Annotated in this window: 16 protein-coding genes and 1 pseudogene; 9 read left to right on the forward strand and 8 right to left on the reverse strand. The window is 37.7% G+C overall.

Translation table 11 applies throughout. From position 1 onward, the window contains the following. Positions 1–71: 71 nt before the first annotated feature. The gene (locus BAU15_RS05655) at positions 72–542 is read right to left on the reverse strand and encodes an isocitrate lyase/phosphoenolpyruvate mutase family protein (RefSeq protein ID WP_161841769.1); all 471 of its coding nucleotides are present in this window, start codon (positions 540–542) and stop codon (positions 72–74) included. A 90-nt stretch (positions 543–632) separates the two neighbouring features. On the opposite strand from BAU15_RS05655, the gene BAU15_RS05660 reads away from it, so the two are divergent. The 5 genes and pseudogenes from BAU15_RS05660 to BAU15_RS05680 all read left to right on the forward strand — a co-directional run bounded on the left by BAU15_RS05660 (position 633) and on the right by BAU15_RS05680 (position 3,709). Continuing rightward, the gene (locus BAU15_RS05660) at positions 633–1,358 is read left to right on the forward strand and encodes an ArsR/SmtB family transcription factor (protein WP_161841770.1); all 726 of its coding nucleotides are present in this window, start codon (positions 633–635) and stop codon (positions 1,356–1,358) included. Continuing rightward, the gene (locus BAU15_RS05665) at positions 1,359–2,276 is read left to right on the forward strand and encodes a helix-turn-helix transcriptional regulator (RefSeq protein ID WP_161841771.1); all 918 of its coding nucleotides are present in this window, start codon (positions 1,359–1,361) and stop codon (positions 2,274–2,276) included. 56 nt (positions 2,277–2,332) lie between these two features. Beyond that, a complete protein-coding gene (locus tag BAU15_RS05670; protein ID WP_161841772.1) occupies positions 2,333–2,809 on the forward strand; it encodes a GyrI-like domain-containing protein in 477 nt (158 codons plus the stop codon). Positions 2,810–2,884: 75 nt separating this feature from the next. Beyond that, positions 2,885–3,205: pseudogene (locus BAU15_RS05675) on the forward strand (DUF1801 domain-containing protein); the annotation flags it as partial. Between the two features lie 363 nt (positions 3,206–3,568). After that, entirely contained in the window at positions 3,569–3,709 is a 141-nt protein-coding gene (locus BAU15_RS05680) for a hypothetical protein (protein WP_161841773.1), read from the forward strand. Positions 3,710–3,716: 7 nt separating this feature from the next. Here the strand turns inward: BAU15_RS05680 and BAU15_RS05685 are convergent, their stop codons facing one another. Continuing rightward, positions 3,717–4,346 carry a Type 1 glutamine amidotransferase-like domain-containing protein gene (locus BAU15_RS05685; RefSeq protein ID WP_161841774.1) on the reverse strand — a complete coding sequence of 210 codons (630 nt, stop codon included), beginning with the start codon at positions 4,344–4,346 and terminating at the stop codon, positions 3,717–3,719. A 178-nt stretch (positions 4,347–4,524) separates the two neighbouring features. On the opposite strand from BAU15_RS05685, the gene BAU15_RS05690 reads away from it, so the two are divergent. Together BAU15_RS05690 and BAU15_RS05695 are read left to right on the forward strand one after the other, a co-directional pair. After that, positions 4,525–4,764, forward strand: a complete 240-nt coding sequence (locus BAU15_RS05690; RefSeq protein WP_161841775.1) for a helix-turn-helix domain-containing protein — start codon at positions 4,525–4,527, stop codon at positions 4,762–4,764. 74 nt (positions 4,765–4,838) lie between these two features. After that, positions 4,839–5,327 (forward strand): helix-turn-helix domain-containing protein, encoded by a 489-nt coding sequence (locus BAU15_RS05695; RefSeq protein WP_161841776.1) that lies wholly within the window; start codon positions 4,839–4,841, stop codon positions 5,325–5,327. Positions 5,328–5,689: 362 nt separating this feature from the next. Here the strand turns inward: BAU15_RS05695 and BAU15_RS05700 are convergent, their stop codons facing one another. Next, positions 5,690–6,178, reverse strand: a complete 489-nt coding sequence (locus BAU15_RS05700; RefSeq protein WP_161841777.1) for a hypothetical protein — start codon at positions 6,176–6,178, stop codon at positions 5,690–5,692. Between the two features lie 256 nt (positions 6,179–6,434). Between BAU15_RS05700 and BAU15_RS05705 the strand changes: the two genes are divergently transcribed. Next, the gene (locus BAU15_RS05705; RefSeq protein WP_161841778.1) at positions 6,435–6,782 is read left to right on the forward strand and encodes a DUF1648 domain-containing protein; all 348 of its coding nucleotides are present in this window, start codon (positions 6,435–6,437) and stop codon (positions 6,780–6,782) included. A 125-nt stretch (positions 6,783–6,907) separates the two neighbouring features. Here BAU15_RS05705 and BAU15_RS05710 read toward each other — a convergent pair whose 3' ends face one another. From BAU15_RS05710 to BAU15_RS05720, 3 genes are all read right to left on the reverse strand, one after another. Next, positions 6,908–7,192: a hypothetical protein gene (locus BAU15_RS05710; protein ID WP_161841779.1), complete on the reverse strand. Its 285-nt coding sequence runs from the start codon at positions 7,190–7,192 to the stop codon at positions 6,908–6,910. A gap of 82 nt (positions 7,193–7,274) precedes the next feature. Continuing rightward, positions 7,275–9,398, reverse strand: a complete 2,124-nt coding sequence (locus tag BAU15_RS05715; RefSeq protein ID WP_161841780.1) for a heavy metal translocating P-type ATPase — start codon at positions 9,396–9,398, stop codon at positions 7,275–7,277. Further along, positions 9,395–9,754 (reverse strand): ArsR/SmtB family transcription factor, encoded by a 360-nt coding sequence (locus BAU15_RS05720; protein ID WP_161841781.1) that lies wholly within the window; start codon positions 9,752–9,754, stop codon positions 9,395–9,397. The genes BAU15_RS05715 and BAU15_RS05720 overlap by 4 nt, the downstream gene beginning before the upstream one ends. A gap of 349 nt (positions 9,755–10,103) precedes the next feature. Between BAU15_RS05720 and BAU15_RS05725 the strand changes: the two genes are divergently transcribed. Then, positions 10,104–10,961, forward strand: a complete 858-nt coding sequence (locus BAU15_RS05725; protein WP_161841782.1) for a helix-turn-helix domain-containing protein — start codon at positions 10,104–10,106, stop codon at positions 10,959–10,961. Between the two features lie 171 nt (positions 10,962–11,132). Here the strand turns inward: BAU15_RS05725 and BAU15_RS05730 are convergent, their stop codons facing one another. Further along, complete coding sequence (locus BAU15_RS05730; protein ID WP_161841783.1) at positions 11,133–12,932, reverse strand: glycoside hydrolase family 2 protein; 1,800 nt, start codon at positions 12,930–12,932, stop codon at positions 11,133–11,135. Between the two features lie 22 nt (positions 12,933–12,954). Further along, positions 12,955–13,785, reverse strand: coding sequence for a carbohydrate ABC transporter permease (locus BAU15_RS05735; protein WP_161841784.1), 831 nt, complete (start codon positions 13,783–13,785; stop codon positions 12,955–12,957). Position 13,786: the final 1 nt, after the last annotated feature.

Here is a 13,786-nt window from a genome sequence, read left to right on the forward strand (position 1 = left end):
TCACAAAGATTCCGGACAAATGAAAAGGGCTAGAAAGCTTATCATTAAAAGCTTTCTAGCACCCTTATTTTTTATAATCCCTTTAATGTCAAAAAATGGAGCCCAATCTCTTTTTTCAATTCGTTCATACAATCAAGCTTATTCTTCATGACTTGCGCATCAGAAATTTTTTTATTAGGCAAGCCATCTTCAATATTGAGGCCAACAGCTCCGCCAAATAGCAATTGTTTAGTATTCTCGTAAATTTGGCTATCATTCTCGCCATAACCTCTTTCAAAATCGACAGATAACGGAATCGTAATTCTCTTCGTAACTCTCCTAACAGTTTCAAGTAGGATGTTAAGTGGTAATACTTCACCATCGGAAAAGCCATTCGCAAAAGCTATTCCCGCACTAGTAGTCGCAAGGGCTTCAAAGCCCCTTTCTTCAAAAATCCGTGCTCCACCAGCATCCCAAATATTTGGCAACACGAATATTCCCTCTCGCTTGTGCATTTCTTGAAATTGAGCTGCCTTGTCTTTTTGATTTTGAGTAATAATCATTCTATTCACTTCTCTCTTCTGATATGATGATTATAAATTACTATAAAGATACTTTGATGGCGGTCGAAGTATAGAAAAGAGATGAAACGAATGGATGGCACACCAAATCTTCCAGAAACAATCCAGCTTATTGGCGATCCTACAAGAATAGAATTACTGACAGGTATGATCGAAAATCGCTATTATACGGTCACTGAGCTTTCAAAAAGAACGCATGTCTCTCTCAGTACGACATCCTACCATTTAAAGAAATTGTCTAACATAGAATGGATAGACACCTATAAGCAAGGAAAAAATGTCTACTATGGACTGATTAACGATTCTATTACCAACATCATAGAATTATTAATGACAATCTCCGCACCCCAAAAAATCAATTCTTATAACCAAAAGAAAGAGTACTTGGAAATAAAAGAAGCGCGCACCTGTTATTCTTATTTAGCAGGTGAGTTCGGAGTAGACCTGTTTGATTTTATGCTAGAAAAGCATTATCTGGAAAATAAAAATCATGAGGATGCTATGACTGAAGCAGACACTGGATTTTTCAGAAGGATTGGTATAAGAGCGCCCGAATCCTTAAATGGAAAGCTTTGTATGGATTGGAGTGAACGCAGATTCCATCTTGCGGGGACTTTAGGTTCAGAGATTTGTTCAACCTTTTTACGACAGGGCTGGATCGTAAAATCTACTAAAAACAGGAGTATCGTTTTGTTAGTGGCTTCTCCAGAATGGCTGAAGACTATCTATGAAAATTCAAAAAGAATGAGAATTCATAGTAACAGACCGTGCTCTCACTCTAGGACAATGGTGAACTAAATGAAAAAAATAGAACGAATACTGGCGGTTATTGTGCTGCTTTTAGAAAATGATGTTATCACTACTTCGGAGTTAGCGGAAAGATTCGATGTATCTAAAAGAACTGTTTTTCGAGATATCCAAACAATTGAAAATGCAGGCTTTCCGATCAGCTCCAGCTATGGTCGAAATGGTGGCATCTCACTTATTGATTCCTTCAAGCTTCGATCATTAAGCCTTACAGAGGTTGAAAAGAAACTCATTTTGGATTCCTTAGCGATCAACGAAAAAATAATTGGTGAAACCCTTGAACCAAGTGTTTTGAAAGAAAAGGTTCGACTATTAGCAAATGCTGCTCTAGAAGATCAGTCATTGTCACTGGGCTCTCCCACTGTTCATCGCCCAGTGATTGAGCACCATATCTATGCTATAAATAAGCAAATTCGCAAATCACTGAATGAAAAGCTAAAAGCGGTGATCACATACATAGATGGCCAAGGTGATCAAACAACTCGGACAGTTCACCCCCACGAGTTGGGACTCTTCAACGGAAGCTGGTTTTTACGCGCTTATTGTGAGAAACGGCAAGCTTTTCGTTTTTTTAAAGTAACTAGAATCCGATCTTTTGTCTCAACCTCCGAAAATTTTAATCTAAGATTTGATGACAAAGCTGACCTTGCACCTTCTAAAGAATTTCAAATTAAGTTGGAATTCAAAAGATCAATGTTGGGTAAATTGTATGATTACTATATAGAAGAGGAACTGCAAATTATTGAAGATAAAATACACGTACATTTCTCCTCTTCATCCATTGAAGAAACTGCAACCTACCTTCTTCGATTCCAAGGAAATGTAACTATTTTAGAACCAGATGAGTTGAAGCAACAATACACACGAATCATACAAAAAATAAATAATTCTTTAAATGATGACATATAGTTGTCAGTGTTGGTAGTGCATACTATCAATATAAAAAGAAAAGGCGGCGATATTTAATGAATCTACATTTACAAAAAAAAGCAGCATTTAAAGTACTCGGTTTTAAAAACCAATTTCCAGTTATTGATAGGAAAGAAAATTTTGAAGAGATTGCTTCTATGTGGGCGGCTCTGACTCCTGAAAAAATGTCTCAGCTACTATCCGTTTCTGACGGTGAAGTGAATGGCTTTCTAGGTGTTTCTGACGAACGTGGGGAAGAAAACTTTAACTACGTTATTGGAACAACTAGTAAGGTAGATGAACAAGAAGGATTGGAACACATTGATTTTCCTAAAGCTGAATGGCTTAAATTCGAGTGTACAGGCCCTATTCCGAATGCTATGATGGCTTTGAAAAAAGAAATTATTTATAGCTGGTTACCAAGCTCCGAATTTCAACAGTTGCCATTCCCTCGTTTCGAAATTTATTTTCAAGGAGATATGTCTGCTGAATCATACCGAAGTGAATTATGGATACCTGTGAAAAGGAGGTAACACAAATGGAAGCTTTTTCTGACCTTAACGTAAAAAAGAAAATTTGATGGATACCCATCTGTTAAAAGAGAAGCTTTATTAGAAATCCGCCAGTTGATTTTTGATATTGCTAGAGACCTATCCCCTGATGAAAGTATCATAGAAAGTTTGAAGTGGAATCAACCTTCCTATGCCGTAAAAAAGGGAACACCTATCCGCTTAGATACTTTTGGTGTGGATAAGATTGCCCTTTTCTTTCATTGCCAAACACATCTTATTGAACAATTCCGAGAAATGTTTCAAGGAGATTTAGAATTTTCTAAAAATAGAGCAATCATTCTTGATCCCACTCAGTCACTACCAATGGATGATTTGCGTGTGTGTATCCAAATGGGCTTAACTTATCATCGCACGTAGATGGTCGGTTCCGATGATTTAAAATACCATAGTCAACCTTAAAGTACTAATCAGCCTCTCTTTGATATGCTCCCCTATCTAGGACAAAGAAATAAGTAAATTCTAGATAGGGGTATTTGTTATGAGAAAAAGAAGTATGAAGCTCACGCCAGAAGAACGTCTAAAGATAGTCGAAAGTTGTATTAGGCATGAAATGAGTATAAGTGGTGCCGCTAAGGAAGCCAGTGTCAACTAGATGACAATTAAAAATTGGTGCACCTTGTATGAAAATGAAGGACCCACTGGCTTGCTAGCTGCCAAGAAAAATAAGAACTATCCCAAAATGCTCATAAAGACTTCAAATCAGAAAGTGGTGGAAGTAGAATGAGTCAAACCCGTGAAACCAGCCAAGAAGAACGTCATGCCATCGTATTGGACTGCCTTGCCCATGACAAAGACTATACCCTATTGGACACAAAAAAAGAAGGACTACTAGAATCCTTCCCTTGTCATATATTTTATTAAAACGCTTCTAATTGAGTTCGTTTACTACATAGTACTGACTGTTTTCTACAATAATGGATTGATAATTATTTATGGGAACTAGAGTAAGTTTATCTTTATATAAATTAAATGTTTCCTTTACACTCTCTGTAAACGGTTCTTCTATATAATGTGGCAGGGGAAAGAAATTAATCACACTTAATGCTTTGGTATTATCTAGTTTTTTTCCCTCTTGTGGGTCGTCCATAAATCTTGCATAATCAACATCTGATGTTAATACTACTCCACCAGCAGATTCACCAATGTAGGGACACCCTTTTTTGATTTGCTCTTTTAAAGGTAGTAATAAATCTTTATTTTTCAATTCCTGTAATAAATAAAAGATATTTCCGCCAGAAATGACAATGGTTTGTGCTTCTTTAATTTTTTGGTAACAAACTTCTTTATCCTCTTTGGCGACATCTAATAGTTCTAGTTGATACCCTAAGTCACTAAGTGTATCTTTTCCCTCTTCAATATATTCTGTGTACTCTTCGACATTTCCAGCAGTTGGAATAAACAGAATAGTACTGCCTTGTTCAATTTTGTTTTTGTTTAAAAAGTTTGAAATATTCTTTTTGTTTCCAGCCAAATATGAATTAATTAGAATATTATCCATTGTTTTTTATCCCCCTAGTCCTTAAAGTTGAGTGAACCCTAAAAGCGAACTAACGTTCCTTTTTTTAAGGTAACATTTTACATCCTTGTTATCAAGTAGTTTCTCTTCTTTATGAACTTATTATTATCCAAAATATTATAAGGAAATTTCACTTCAAAGGATAATAGAGTATAGCGCAATGGCCATCAAGTATCAGGTTTCCTATCAAAATGTTTATAACTGGGTGAAGAAATACGAAAGGCTTGGCTACGAGGGACTTCAAGACCGTCGTGGCAGACGAAAAGCCGACCAAATCAGCCGCACACCCGAAGAAAAAATGTCAATCGGACTAGCGAAACTGCGCCGAGAAAATGACTACTTAAAAATGGAGAACGACCTGTTAAAAAAAGTGAGGGAATTTGGAAGGAGGAATCGCTAGGACAATTCAAAAAAGTAGCGGCTTATCAAGCCATCCAGCGTTTGCATGAAGAAAAGGGCTAGCCGGTCCAGCAGATGTGTGACCGACTTCAGGTCACGCGTTCGGCCTATTATCGCTGGTTGAAACTACCTAAAAGTGCACAGGAACAAGCCAATCAACAGTTGGTGGTAACGATCCGCAAGATTCACGAAGACCACCCAGAGGTGGGGTATCGACGGATCAAGGATGAATCGAAGCTCACGCATGAAGTGACGGTCAATGACAAGCGAGTCTTACGACTCTGTCGTCATGAACAAATCCAGTCCATCATCAAGCATCCAGCGAACTGTATCACGAAACGTGCCAAACAGCCCTTGGCTAATCGAGCATTATACAAACTAAATCAAGAAACGTTCCCAATGCTTATGTTTGTCAAAGAAAATAGCTTGAAGAAGATTCTTTTTCATATTCTTATTTACATAGATTTTGGACAAATGAAAAGGGCTAGAAAGCTTATCATTAAAAGCTTTCTAGCACCCTTATTTTTTATAATCCCTTTAAGGTGTACAAAAAAATCAGAATAGATTCCGCTATTCTGATTTTTATCTTCGTTAAACATATATATACTATTATAGATCAATTACTTTACCTAGTTCCCCACATTTTTTCAATTTAGTTTTGACTTAGTTTTTGACTTAGTTTCGAAAAATAGTCATCTCCATCCTTTGATTCAGCAAAATGAAAGAATGGCTTTATATCAGCCTTTTTGCTACCTATCTCTAGATAATGAAACCTCAAAAAAGATTCTACAACAAAAAACTTTAAGAGTTTTCAAAAAGCCAAAGTCTTTCGAGACTTTGGCTTTTTTTGTTCTCTTAAAATTAATAATGACTCCATCAAATTCTGAATAAGCAGCATCAATTGGTTCATTAGTAATGCCTTTTATCTAAAATCTCCCTACAACAGGGTAGGCATAAGAATAATCTTCAACAATCATTTTTAAGCTTTCTCGCGAAATATCTATAGAATCTAAAAATTTAATATTTTCTGGTTCATATAAATCTTCCCGTATTTTCCAAATTTCATACGAAAAATTATAATTTTTTAGATATTCTGAAAAATCTAAATAAAAAGAGTTTAAATCTTCAATAAATATCTCATAACAATACTTAAAATTTTTATCTATGTATTTATCAATTGTTTCTCCATCTTCTTTAAAAATTTGAAATGACAATGAATTGGGGGAGTTGTCAATATAAAATACTTTTTCGTCAGAAGCAATTTCTTTAGCATCAATTCCCATATTTTTTAAAAGTTCTGTTAATTCTCTTTTTGAATACCCTGCCTGTAATAATTCATCTAAAGTTTTAAAATCATCATCTCTAGTAATTTCTTGAAATTCTTCATTTGCAACAATATATAAACCTATAGACATAACGACCTCCTTTGAACTTTTTTATATTATACGTTGAGCATTCTGAAAATTCAATATTTTAAATAGAAGAACTGACAGGCCCTATTACTGACAACTTAAAGAAAAAAGCCAGAATGACGGGATTTCTATTCTGATTTTCTATTAGTGATTCAGTCTTTTTTAAGCCGATTGTTAAGTGTTGTAAATAAAAAGATCATGCGTTATTATGTATGCAAATAAAACTGTTCGGACATACAAAATTGGAGATGGATGAAGGATGTTGACTTTTATTTCTAACAATTATCGTAAAATTATTAAGCTAAATTACTTGTGGGCGTTGCTGGCTGTTCTCTATAATTTCTACCTTTATCCCAAACTCCCCTCAATCATACCCAATTACTTCCAATTTGATGGTACCCCGTCTAACCCTGGAGGACGAATGATTATTTGGGTTTTGCCCTGTATTTTTATTGTGTTCAGTATGCTATTTAATGAACACACACTTTCCAAAATTCCATCTAGGCTTAATCCTAAGGTAGCGAAAAGCATAGCTTTTGTTCTGCAGATTCTCTTTTGGATAGTTATTTTATCAGGCTATTTTGGTTTCACTTCTTTCATTCGTTAGGAAGCGAGAATGATTGCTTTCTATTAATTTTTTTCGTGGAAATTTCAAAAAGCCAGAGTTCTCAATTTGAGAGCCTGGCTTTTTTTGAGATTATTGACCATCCACACAGCACACATCTTCATCAATTAGAACTTCATAGTTGCATGAATGAAGTTAATGAGAATAAAAAATACGCTACCTGCAATGCTTAAAATTAATAGTAAAATTGAAACGAAGTTCCGATACGTTTCTCCCAAATTCACACTAAGTAACGAGCTGTCTTTTTGTATTCCTAATCTGTAGGCTGTTAGAGCAATAGCCGCTGAGATAAGAAGACCTGATACGCTGACAATAATGGTCGCCTTTAGTAGTAAAGCTAATACAAACCCCAGCAGTCCAGCTAAAAATAGCCAAAATATCCATTTTTTCACTTTTCCCACCTCACCAAAACAAGTATACGCCCCAATGCTACAAACGTCACTTATCAACCGTCACAAAGTTGTAACAAGACACCTATTTTGCTTTGACTTTCATTAATCGTAATCCGTTCAAAGTGACTAATAAAGTTGCGCCCATGTCGGCTATAATCGCGATCCATAAGGTAAGCCAGCCGGGAATGACGAGTAAAACAGCGATTAATTTGATGGCTAGTGAGAACGTGATATTTTGTTTGATGATTGACAAGGTTTGGCGACTTAATTTGACAATGAATGGTAATTTTTGTAAATCATCACCCATTAAGGCAACATCCGCCGTTTCTAATGCTGTATCCGTGCCGGCGCCGCCCATGGCGATTCCCACTGATGACGCGGCTAAGGCAGGTGCGTCATTGACGCCATCGCCGATCATCGCAACTTTCTCATAGGTTTGTTTCAGCGATTGAATGGCGGTTAATTTATCTTCCGGCATCAAGTCCCCTTTAATTTCGGTGACGCCAACTTTTTGACCAATCGATTGCGCGGTTGTCAGATTATCCCCGGTCAACATGATTGTGTGGGCAATCCCCATCTCGTGCAACTGCGTCAACACCGATTGACTGGATTCTCTCAGCTCATCTGCTACAGCGATGACGGCTAAAATTGTTTCGGCAGTGCCCAACATCAAGACTGTTTTTCCTTGTTGCTGGAAGGCTTGATAGGTTTCGTTAATCGTTGGGTTCTCTGGTAAAATCGCCGCAAATAATTTCGCGCTACCGACAAAATAAGTCGTTCCAGCAATTGTTCCTTGCAGTCCTTTTCCGGTAATTGACGTGAAATCGTCCACCGTCAGTGTTTGATACAGCAACGCTTTTTCATCGGCTCTTTTTAAAATTGCTGAAGCCAATGGATGTTGTGAATTAGCCTCTAATGTTGCAATCAGGGTGAAATATTCGTCTTCCTTCGTGCTATCTGTCGTTAGAAAATCCGTCACAACTGGCGTTCCTTTAGTCAGCGTACCCGTTTTATCAAAGGCAATTGCTTTAAGCTGACCAATCTCTTCTAAATAGATGCCACCTTTGACCAACACGCCATTTTTAGCAGCATTACCGATCGCCGAAACAATCGAGACCGGCGTTGAAATAACTAAGGAACACGGACAGCCGACAACCAATAAGGATAACCCTTGATACAGCCACATCTGAAAGTCGCCAGCGAAAAAGACTGGTGGCACCACGACGATGAGCGCCGCGATCCCCATAATCGCCGGTGTATAATATTTTGCAAATTTGTCGACAAAAGCCTGTGCTGGTGCGCGCTCGCCTTGCGCTTCCTCCACCAAATGAATGATTTTCGCGATCGTCGTGTCGTTGACCCGCTTGGTTACTTCAACTTCTAGCAAACCTTCTTCATTCAAGGTTCCAGCGAAGATTTCATCATTGATTTGCTTCTCAACCGGCACTGATTCTCCCGTAATCGCTGCTTGATTAACTGACGAATGGCCTTTAATAACCTGCCCGTCCATCGCAATTTTTTGCCCTGGTTTGATAATCATAATGTCGCCCACTTCAATCTGCGAGACAGGTAATAGCTGTTCCAAATTATTACGTCTGATTAACGCTTCTTTCGGTGCAATCTCCATTAATGAGCGAATCGATTGCCGCGCTTTATCCATTGAAAAGCGTTCCAAAGCCTCACTAATCGCAAATAAGATCACGACAATCGAGCCTTCCGCCCACTCACCAATCAAGGCCGCGCCAATAATCGCAATCGTCATCAAGGATTGCATCGAGAAATTCAATTTGAATAAATCGGTTAACCCTTCCTTGAATAAACTCACCCCGCCAATCACGATCGCCAGGATATATAAACCTTCTGTGAGGATGAATTCTTCGCCATTGATCAGTTGCGAGGCCATGGCTAAAATGATTAGGCCCAATGACAATAGCAACTGGCTATGTTTTTTCAGGAACGATTCTTTTTCCACCACTCTAACGGTGGTATCCTGTTCCTCTTGGACTTTTAAATTTTCGAAAGCTCCGGCAGCTTCAATCTCAGCTAACGTTGCTTCTCCCTCAATCGAAATTTTTCCCGCACCAAAGTTGACTTTGGCCGCGGTCACGTTAGGTAATTCAGTAACATTTCGTTCAAATTTCGCTGCACAATTGGTACAACTCAATCCCTCAATCCGATAGACGTGTTTGCCTGCTTGTTCACTCATGCGATTTCCTCGTTTTCTGTATATAATTGCGCATCCAACAACTGAATAATTTTTTTGTTTTTCAGATAATAATAGACCAATTTTCCCACTTTACGACTCTCAACAAGTCCATTTTTCTTCAGTGTTAACAAATGATGGGACGTTGTCGCCACGGTCGCCTCAATAATCGCCGCCATATCACAGACACACAATTCATCCTCGCTATTCAAAGCATAGATAATCTTCAAACGATTCTCATCCGCTAAAATTTTGAAAATTGTTTTTAATGCTGTGACTTCTTGCTTTTCCAGATTCTCTTTTGCGCGCGCCACTTTATCTTCGTGAATACAAGTCACTTCACAGATGTCATTCTTCATACAATTCTCCTTCACATTCAAATATATATTTGATTATAGAATAGCATGTTCAAACTTATTAATCAAATGAACATTTGAATGTTAAGCTGCTTTATTTTCGGACAAAATCCCCATCTAATAATTAATTTTAAAATTGGGATTAGACATCAGTTTCACCTTATTCGTTCTCTTATTTCCATTTCAACTCAAATTCCACCTACACTTATTTCCTCAACTCCATAGAATCCTCATTTAACAGTTCAGTTTAAAAACCTTGACACCGCGCGCCTTCTACGCAACGTAGAGTGACTTTTCAGCACAATCAGGTATACTTAAAGTAGATAAAGCACGGAGCAAAGGAGTGTTCTCTATGAATCTAGGTGAACAATTAAAACAGTACCGAAAAGAAAATCAGCTCAGCCAAAAACAATTAGCCGAACAGTTATTTGTCACGGATAAAGCCATCTCAAAATGGGAGACAGACAAAGGCTACCCTGATTTGAATATGCTACCTAAAATCGCCCAGTTACTCGACACAACCGTCGATGATTTACTCAGCGAGCGCACAAGCCCAAATTATTACGAATACAAAAGTGGGCGACAAATTTTGGGCAAGCCACTCATCCATATTGTCTTACCGACATTTAGACGATACAATCCCTATAACAATCTGTTCATCAATCGGAAGTTACTAATGAAGCGTAAAATTCCGCAAGCTAACGGCGTGATTGCAATCGGCGTATCAGCCAAAGGACTCATCAGCATCGGTCTAATTACGCGAGGCTTACTCTCATTAGGCGTTTTGTCGATAGGACTACTGTCAGTTGGCGTACTCGCTATCGGTGTAGTGGCAACTGGGAATACCCCCATTGGCATCTTTGCCCTGGGAAATATCGCTTTCGGCTTATTCGTCTTAGGCAACATCGCCATGGGTGTATTTGCCAGTGGTGATCTGACCATCGGCTGGACCGCTATCGGTAATCAGAGCTACGGCGCCCATAGTTTTTCATTAGGCGACGATTATACCGCTGAGATGTATCAAGTAGCTGTCACTACTCTGCATGAAAAAATCCAGCAACCCATTGTCGATGCCTTCTACAACATGAATATTTGGCTAGCCGCAAATCCCATATTTATCGTATGTCTCGCATTTCTTTCAGTCCTGTTATTCTTGTTCGAGTTTTTGATTGTCTATCTCAAACGTCATAAATTATTTTTTGATTATTAGATGAAACCACGGGATTATTATACTAACCTAGAACACGCAAATAAGGGAACCAGCAATCGCACTGATAGGCGATTCTTGGTTCCCTTATTTTCTTCTATCAAGCTTATTCAGTAGCAGAACTGACGCTTTTCAGATTCTACACCACAGCTGAACAGTTCGTTAAACCCTTAATTATTTCCCAATCGTTGTCGGGTGCCAGGCTTCATTGATTTTTTTAATTTCCTCTAACGGAACTTTCTCTTGTCGATCATAGGTCAGTAACCCATTAATCTCTTGTTCAACGTCCGTCAGTTGGGTATAACAAAATCCATGTAAAACTTCTGAGGAAAGTACAGCCTCTAACACACGGCCATATTCAGAGATAAAGTCTTTCTTAGAAAATGCAGTGGTATATCCCCAGCCTTTTTCATTACTCATATCAAAACCAATTCCACCGAATTCAGTTAATAAGATAGGTTCACCTTTATGGGCAAATCCATGATTATACACAAATCGGCGATTATGCGAGGGTGATAAAATATTTGCTTTATTTTTTAGTGATTCCGTGAAAGCTTCATATTTTTTCGTTTCATTTACTGTCCCATGCGCATAGCTGTGAACTGCACAGATATCAGTCTCAGTCATTTCCCAACCATCATTTGAAATAACTAACCGAGTTTTATCAATAGAATGAATTAAATGGTAAATTGCTTGAGAAAAATGTTGTTGCCTTCTATCCACGCTAATCTCCGGCACGCCCCAGCTTTCATTAATTGGAACCCAAGTAATAATACATGGGTGGTTATAATCTCTTTTGATAATTTCCAACCACTCATTGGTCAAGTAGGCAACTGTATCCTCTGAATAAACGGAAGGTGATGCGCACTCTCCCCAGACAATAAATCCGAGTTTATCTGCCCAATATAGAAATCTTGGATCTTCGACTTTTTGGTGTTTTCTACAACCATTAAAGCCCATTTTTTTAGCTAACTCAATGTCTCTTTTATAATCTTCATCCGTAGTAGCTGTCATCAAGCCATCCGGCCAATATCCTTGGTCTAAGACTAATTTTTGATAATAAGGGCGATTGTTTAAAAAGACCATCCCTTCGGACGTGTGGACCTTCCGCATACCAAAATAGCTATCCACCGCATCAATCAGCTGCTCGTCATCATAAACCTCTATGGATACGTCGTATAAATTAGGCGTTTCCGGAGTCCACGTCCAACCAGCACCATGATAATCACTACGTTCTACTTCATTATTAAACAAATAATAGCTTTTTTTGGTATACGTATCATGAATCACATTTTCATCTTCAATTAATGTTTGTCCATCATATTTAATCACCGTTTTTACTCTTTTTTTCAGGATATCTCCAGCAAATTGATAATCGATTTTGATTTCGCCTTCATCAAAATTGGGCGTGAAATACAAATTATCTATATACGTTTGTTTCGCTACTGGCTCTAACCAAACGGTTTGCCAAATCCCCGTTGTTCTCGTATACCAAATAGCTCGAGATTCCTTCTTCCAGTACTGCTTCCCTCTAGGAATTCGCTCATCTTCACTTGGATCAAAAACGTAGACAGTCAGCACATCTTCTTCAAAGTTCAACTCATTCGTGACATCTAAAGAAAATGAGGTATGACCGCCAATATGTTCACCCACAAATGAACCATTCAGATATATTTTTGTTTGATAATCCACTGCACCAAAATGCAGTAAAATACGTTGCCCTTTCCATTCCTCAGGTACGTTAATCGTTCTCTTGTACCAAACGTAATCGTGGAATTCATTTGTATGAATCCCACTATTTTTACTTTGGAAAGCAAAAGGAACCTCGATATTTAAGGGAAACTCTTTGTCCGGATGAAACCATTTTTCATTTAAACCTTCATTTTTATCATCAAATGCAAATGCCCATTGCCCATTCAAATTCAACCAGTTTTCTCTGACTAAACTGGGTCTGGGATACTCTTCTCTATACATAATTCACCTACTAATCCTATTATTAACCTTTGGTACCAGAACCAATACTAATCCCTTGAACAAAATATTTTTGTCCGAAGAAGAAAATTAATAAAGCTGGAATTGTCATCAATGTTGAAGCAGCCATCATCGTATTCCATTCTGAAGAATACTGGCCTTTTAATTGCATTAAACCAAGTGCGAGTGTGTATTTTTCTGGACTATTCAAATAAATAAGGGGACTAAAGAAGTCATTCCACGTATTCATGAAAGTAAAGAACCCTACAACCATCATAGCTGGCTTAACAAGAGGTAACATAATTCTGAAAAATATTTGGGGATGTGTTGCACCATCTAGAATAGCTGCTTCATCTAATTCTTTAGGAATTCCTGCGAAAAATTGTCGCATCAAAAAGATATTAAATCCGCCGCCGCCAAAAAATGCTGGCACGATTAATGGTACAAATGTATCAACATAGCCTAGTTCAGACCACATCATAAAAATTGGAATTAAAGTAACCGCACTTGGTAACATCATCGTAGCGATTACTAAAGCAAACCAAAAGTTTTTGAACTTAAAATCTAATCGGGCAAACGCATAACCAGAGAATGCCGAAGTAATTACATTCCCAAAAATTACAGGAATAATAATTATGAATGTATTTGTTAAATACAGTTTAAAATCCAACACTTCAAATACCTTCAGATAATTAGAAAACATAAATGTTTCTGGGAGCATTTTAGGTGGAAATTCAAAGATTTCTGTTGAATTCATTAGAGAACTTCTGACTAACCATAGAAATGGTAAAATCGAGACAATTCCTATGAAAATCAAAGGAACATACATCATTAATCTAGCTTTCTTTTTACTCATC

It is taken from the genome of Candidatus Enterococcus huntleyi, assembly GCF_009933175.1.
GTDB lineage: Bacteria > Bacillota > Bacilli > Lactobacillales > Enterococcaceae > Enterococcus_K > Enterococcus_K huntleyi.

Coding starts and splice junctions, on each gene's coding strand:
- BAU15_RS05655 (WP_161841769.1), bottom strand. CDS start 542: ATGATTATTACTCAAAATCAAAAAGACAAGGCAGCTCAATTTCAAGAA.
- BAU15_RS05660 (WP_161841770.1), top strand. CDS start 633: ATGGATGGCACACCAAATCTTCCAGAAACAATCCAGCTTATTGGCGAT.
- BAU15_RS05665 (WP_161841771.1), top strand. CDS start 1,359: ATGAAAAAAATAGAACGAATACTGGCGGTTATTGTGCTGCTTTTAGAA.
- BAU15_RS05670 (WP_161841772.1), top strand. CDS start 2,333: ATGAATCTACATTTACAAAAAAAAGCAGCATTTAAAGTACTCGGTTTT.
- BAU15_RS05680 (WP_161841773.1), top strand. CDS start 3,569: ATGAGTCAAACCCGTGAAACCAGCCAAGAAGAACGTCATGCCATCGTA.
- BAU15_RS05685 (WP_161841774.1), bottom strand. CDS start 4,346: ATGGATAATATTCTAATTAATTCATATTTGGCTGGAAACAAAAAGAAT.
- BAU15_RS05690 (WP_161841775.1), top strand. CDS start 4,525: ATGGCCATCAAGTATCAGGTTTCCTATCAAAATGTTTATAACTGGGTG.
- BAU15_RS05695 (WP_161841776.1), top strand. CDS start 4,839: ATGTGTGACCGACTTCAGGTCACGCGTTCGGCCTATTATCGCTGGTTG.
- BAU15_RS05700 (WP_161841777.1), bottom strand. CDS start 6,178: ATGTCTATAGGTTTATATATTGTTGCAAATGAAGAATTTCAAGAAATT.
- BAU15_RS05705 (WP_161841778.1), top strand. CDS start 6,435: ATGTTGACTTTTATTTCTAACAATTATCGTAAAATTATTAAGCTAAAT.
- BAU15_RS05715 (WP_161841780.1), bottom strand. CDS start 9,398: ATGAGTGAACAAGCAGGCAAACACGTCTATCGGATTGAGGGATTGAGT.
- BAU15_RS05720 (WP_161841781.1), bottom strand. CDS start 9,754: ATGAAGAATGACATCTGTGAAGTGACTTGTATTCACGAAGATAAAGTG.
- BAU15_RS05725 (WP_161841782.1), top strand. CDS start 10,104: ATGAATCTAGGTGAACAATTAAAACAGTACCGAAAAGAAAATCAGCTC.
- BAU15_RS05730 (WP_161841783.1), bottom strand. CDS start 12,932: ATGTATAGAGAAGAGTATCCCAGACCCAGTTTAGTCAGAGAAAACTGG.
- BAU15_RS05735 (WP_161841784.1), bottom strand. CDS start 13,785: ATGAGTAAAAAGAAAGCTAGATTAATGATGTATGTTCCTTTGATTTTC.